The following is a 4,846-nucleotide window of genomic DNA, read 5'->3' as shown; positions in this document are numbered from 1 at the left end:
GGGGGGGCCCTGTCCCCCGCCCCCCCCCCCGCGCCCCCACCCACCCACCCCCCCCCCCCCCCGCCGCCCGCCCCCCGGCTACCCCGGCGCCCCCCCCCCACTTCGCTGTCGGCGCCGACGTCAGGGCAGCGTCGGTGCCGGGCTGCGGCGCCGGGGGGAGTGCGCCGCGGGTTCGGTCTGCCGGTGCACGACCCGGTGCGCGGGCGGCGCGCACATGGTGTGGACCTTTGGCAATGAGCTTGTCCGGTACGGCAGTTGGAAGAGTGTTCCGCTACGCATCGTGCGGGATGGCAAGACGGCTGCGCAACCGTTCGGGCGGCGTCGGGGGCCGGGACGCCGTGCGGGGAAGGGGACCGTCGGCCGGCTCCGGGCGTCCCCGGAGCCGGCCGATCTTCACTGTGACCGGGCTGCTGTCCCCTGCCGACCGGTCACGTACTGGAGCGAGGTCCCACGACGCAGGACGCGTAAGCAGTCCGTACGTCTCATCGCTCCAGCGGAGCCACGCGTGGTTCTGACGGGCCCGCCCCTGGCTGGCACGGACACCTGGACCAACGAAGAGCGGGGGCGGGCGGTCACGGTGCCGTACGGGTGAGAAGCGGACCGAACGTGCGTCCGGGACCGGCCCCGGACCCGGCCCGGACTTCAGATCCGGCCCCGGACCCGGCCCGCACTTCAGATCCGGCCCCGGACCCGGCCCGGACTTCAGATCCGGCCCCGGCACAGCTCCAGCATCGTCATCGCGAGCGCCGTACCCGGCTTGCCCAGCGCGTCCCTGTAGTGGGCGAGGACCTCCATCTCGCGGGACAGGTTCACACGGCGGCCGCCCGAGGCGATACGGGACTCCTGGATCACGGCCGAGACGGCCATGCGTTCCTGGATCAGACCGATGATGCGGTCGTCCAGTGCGTCGATACGGTCCCGTGCGCCGGTGATCAGCTCGGCGGCGTCCTCGGTGCGGGCGCCGGTCTTCTCGGTCTCGGTGACAGTGGTGATGCTCATGGGAGGGCTCCTCGTCGGGTTCGGGTGCCCGGTCCGCTCACGGCCCCTGGAAACGACGAAGCGCCCGGGGCCTTGTCGGCCCGGGGCGCCTGGTAAGTCGCTTGTCAGTTGCTCAAGCAGCACGACCATGGCAGCCGGTGGGCCGGTTGCCATAGGTAAACGCGAAGTACGCGAGAGTCTGCTTGGTCACGCGGCAAGTATGGACCCACCCGTCCCCGGCCCGTCAAACGGCTTCGGGTGACCGACCGCATGGTGAGCGTCACACGGTTCGGATGCTGAGACGAAAAGTCACACCCGTACCCCCGTTAGAATCGACAAAAGAGCGCACAGCCCTTTGGCCCATCGGCCTCATGTGCCTCATCAGTCCCATGGGTCCTCGCCCACTCCCGCCGGAAGGCCGACACACAGTGCCAGGTTCCCCCGCCGCCGCCCCCGACACCGTCCTCGTCGTCGACTTCGGCGCGCAGTACGCCCAGCTCATCGCCCGTCGCGTGCGTGAGGCGCGGGTCTACAGCGAGATCGTCCCGAGCACCATGCCGGTCGCCGAGATCCTCGCCAAGAACCCGGCCGCGATCATCCTGTCCGGCGGCCCCTCGTCGGTGTACGCGGAGGGCGCCCCGCGCCTGGACCGCGCGCTGTTCGAGGCCGGGGTCCCGGTCTTCGGCATGTGCTACGGCTTCCAGCTGATGGCCGCCACGCTCGGCGGCACCGTCGACAACAATGGTGCGCGCGAGTACGGCCGCACCGACCTGCACGTCTCCAAGTCGGGCTCGACCCTCTTCGAGGGCACCCCGGACGAGCAGCAGGTGTGGATGTCGCACGGCGACGCGTGCAGCGCCGCCCCCGAGGGCTTCGCCGTCACGGCGTCCACGGATCTGGTCCCGGTGGCCGCGTTCGAGAACGACGAGAAGAAGCTGTACGGAGTGCAGCACCACCCCGAGGTCATGCACTCCACGTACGGCCAGCAGGTGCTCGAGCACTTCCTGTACCGGGGCGCGGGCATCAAGCCGACCTGGACCACGGGCAACGTCATCGAGGAGCAGATCGCCGCGATCCGCGCCCAGGTCGGCGACAAGCGCGCCATCTGCGGTCTGTCCGGCGGCGTGGACTCGGCGGTGGCCGCGGCCCTCGTCCAGAAGGCCATCGGCAACCAGCTGACCTGCGTGTACGTGGACCACGGTCTGATGCGCAAGGGCGAGACCGAGCAGGTCGAGAAGGACTTCGTGGCCGCGACCGGCGCGAACCTGAAGGTCGTGGACGCGGAGGAGCGCTTCCTCAACGCGCTCGCCGGGGTCAGCGACCCCGAGGAGAAGCGGAAGATCATCGGGCGCGAGTTCATCCGCGTCTTCGAGCAGGCGCAGCTGGAGATCCTCCAGGAGGACGGCCCCGAGGTCGCGTTCCTCGTGCAGGGCACCCTCTACCCGGACGTGGTCGAGTCCGGCGGCGGCACCGGCACCGCCAACATCAAGTCGCACCACAATGTCGGCGGGCTTCCCGACGACATCGAGTTCGAGCTCGTCGAGCCGCTGCGCCAGCTGTTCAAGGACGAGGTCCGCATGGTCGGCCAGGAACTCGGTCTGCCGGCCGAGATCGTCCAGCGCCAGCCGTTCCCGGGCCCCGGCCTCGGTATCCGTATCGTCGGCGAGGTCACCAAGGACCGCCTCGACCTCCTGCGCGAGGCCGACGCGATCGCCCGCGAGGAGCTCACGGCCGCCGGTCTCGACACCGAGATCTGGCAGTGCCCGGTCGTCCTGCTCGCGGATGTCCGCAGCGTCGGCGTCCAGGGCGACGGCCGTACGTACGGCCACCCGATCGTCCTGCGCCCGGTCTCGTCCGAGGACGCGATGACGGCGGACTGGACGCGGATGCCGTACGACGTGCTCGCGAAGATCTCCACCCGGATCACCAACGAGGTCGCCGACGTGAACCGCGTCGTCCTCGACGTGACCTCGAAGCCGCCGGGCACGATCGAGTGGGAGTGACCCTCCGGGGGCACCTCACGTAACGGGACAACGCCATTGCCGTCGCTCATTCGTCTGGGCGGCGGCACTGTCGTATCCGCTGGGTACGCTGGCCGTACGGCGCAGAATCCCGTCCATGGGAGGACTCCTCATGACCGCTGAGAGCACGCACCCCTGGCCGGTGCCGCCGCAGGACGGTTACACCGTGGACGACCTGCTGACGCTGCCCGACCTCCCGCCGCACACAGAGCTGATCGACGGGAGCCTGGTATTCGTGAGCCCGCAACGGTACTTCCACAGCGTTGTGATCGACCTGTTGATGGCCGGGTTGCGCCGGACCGTCCCACCTGAGCTGAGGGTCGTGCGTGAGATGACCGTCGTGGTCGACAAGCGGAACGGCCCCGAGCCCGACATCAGCGTCGTACGCGCCAACGCGGTCCGCAGCCGGGAACAGACCTCTTTTCAGGCCCGGGACGTGCTGCTCGCCGTGGAGGTCGTCTCGCCGGACTCCGAGGCCCGCGACCGCGACACCAAGCCCCACAAGTACGCGAACGCCGGGATCCCGTACTTCTGGCGGGTCGAGACGGCGGGTGACCCCGGCTACCCGGTGGTGCACGCCTTCGAGTTGGACAAGGAGACGCGCTCCTATGCCGACCTCGGCGTCCACCACCGTCGCCTCAAGCTGACCGCCCCGTACGACATCGACATCGACCTCACCGGGATCGACGAGCTCTGACCCGCCTGCCCCTGGTCTCCTCCGGTTACCGGAGGTACCTTCCGGCCCATAACGCCATGGCCTGGGAGGGATCATGACCGCTCCGACTCCGATACCCGCGCAGAATCTCCAGTTCGCGATGCCGCCGGTGCATCAGAGTCCCGACGACGAGCGGCGGCACCGCAAGGAACGGCTCGCGGGGGCGCTCAGACTCTTCGGGCGGTACGGATTCGAGGACGGGGTCTCCGGCCATATCACCGCGCGGGACCCGGAGTTCACCGACTGCTACTGGGTCAATCCCTTCGGGATGCCGTTCCGGCACATCACCGTCGGCGATCTGATCCTGGTGAATGGGGACGGCCAGGTGGTCGACGGCCGCTATCACGTGAACCAGGCCGCGTTCACCGTGCACGCGGCGGTGCACGCCAAGCGTGCCGACGTGGTCGCGGTGGCGCACTGCCACTCGGTGCACGGCAGGGCGCTCGCCGCGCTCGGCGAGCACATCGACCCGATCACCCAGGAGAGCTGCGCCTTCTACGAGGACCACGCCCTCTACGACGACTACACCGGCGTCTCCGTCGACGCCGACGAAGGGCGCCGTATCGCCACCGCGCTCGGCCCGCACAAGGCGATGGTGCTGCGCAGCCACGGGCTCCTGACCGTCGGCGACACGGTGGACGCGGCCGCGTGGTGGTTCGTCTCCATGGACCGCTGCAGCCAGGTCCAGCTGGCGGCGCGCGCCGCGGGACGTACGTATCTGATCGACCACAAGCAGGCGATCGCCACCCGCGACCAGCTCGGCACGGACCTCGCCGCCTGGATCAACTACCAGCCGTCGTGGCAGGACATCAGCCGCAGCGAACCCGATCTCCTGGCGTGAAACGTCAACCCGCACGTCGGCCCATCACCCTGTCTGACCTGCCCGTTGAGGACCTCATCCGTCACGTAAGGCACAATTCCCAGGAATTGCAAGGGAATTGAACGACTCGGCAGGATTCAGGGACGGAGTTCGCGGGTGGCCGTGCAAGTGGCGCGACAGGAAGCGCATGGGGGCGGGTGCACCTGCGGTGACTGTCCGCACGGTGCGCGCGAGGGGCATCGGCGGGCGGTCGCGGAGTTCTCCGCGAAACGCGACGGGCTCGCGGCGGGCCGCGGGCTGCCCGCCGCGGTG

At 69.7% G+C, this 4,846-nt stretch carries 4 protein-coding genes; 3 read left to right on the top strand and 1 reads right to left on the bottom strand.

Going from position 1 to position 4,846, the window contains the following annotated elements; all coding sequences use genetic code 11:
* Positions 1–702: 702 nt before the first annotated feature.
* A complete protein-coding gene (locus ABT367_RS40815; RefSeq protein WP_352258971.1) occupies positions 703–999 on the bottom strand; it encodes a chorismate mutase in 297 nt (98 codons plus the stop codon).
* A gap of 368 nt (positions 1,000–1,367) precedes the next feature.
* Between ABT367_RS40815 and guaA the strand changes: the two genes are divergently transcribed.
* From guaA to ABT367_RS40800, 3 genes are all read left to right on the top strand, one after another.
* Entirely contained in the window at positions 1,368–2,981 is a 1,614-nt protein-coding gene (gene guaA, locus ABT367_RS40810; protein ID WP_434975654.1) for a glutamine-hydrolyzing GMP synthase, read from the top strand.
* A 130-nt stretch (positions 2,982–3,111) separates the two neighbouring features.
* Entirely contained in the window at positions 3,112–3,696 is a 585-nt protein-coding gene (locus ABT367_RS40805; protein ID WP_352258967.1) for a Uma2 family endonuclease, read from the top strand.
* A 73-nt stretch (positions 3,697–3,769) separates the two neighbouring features.
* Positions 3,770–4,555: a class II aldolase/adducin family protein gene (locus ABT367_RS40800; protein WP_352258965.1), complete on the top strand. Its 786-nt coding sequence runs from the start codon at positions 3,770–3,772 to the stop codon at positions 4,553–4,555.
* The last annotated feature ends 291 nt before the right edge of the window (positions 4,556–4,846 follow it).

Origin of the sequence: Streptomyces mesophilus (assembly GCF_040300965.1) — a bacterium.
In the GTDB taxonomy this organism is placed as follows: domain Bacteria; phylum Actinomycetota; class Actinomycetes; order Streptomycetales; family Streptomycetaceae; genus Streptomyces; species Streptomyces mesophilus_A.
Note: the sequence above shows the minus strand (reverse complement) of the source record. Positions and strands in the feature narration are given on the sequence as shown.

What these genes read in the sequence shown, in the direction of transcription:
- ABT367_RS40815 (WP_352258971.1), bottom strand. Translation starts at nt 999, where the DNA reads ATGAGCATCACCACTGTCACCGAGACCGAGAAGACCGGCGCCCGCACC.
- guaA (WP_434975654.1), top strand. Translation starts at nt 1,368, where the DNA reads ATGGGTCCTCGCCCACTCCCGCCGGAAGGCCGACACACAGTGCCAGGT.
- ABT367_RS40805 (WP_352258967.1), top strand. Translation starts at nt 3,112, where the DNA reads ATGACCGCTGAGAGCACGCACCCCTGGCCGGTGCCGCCGCAGGACGGT.
- ABT367_RS40800 (WP_352258965.1), top strand. Translation starts at nt 3,770, where the DNA reads ATGACCGCTCCGACTCCGATACCCGCGCAGAATCTCCAGTTCGCGATG.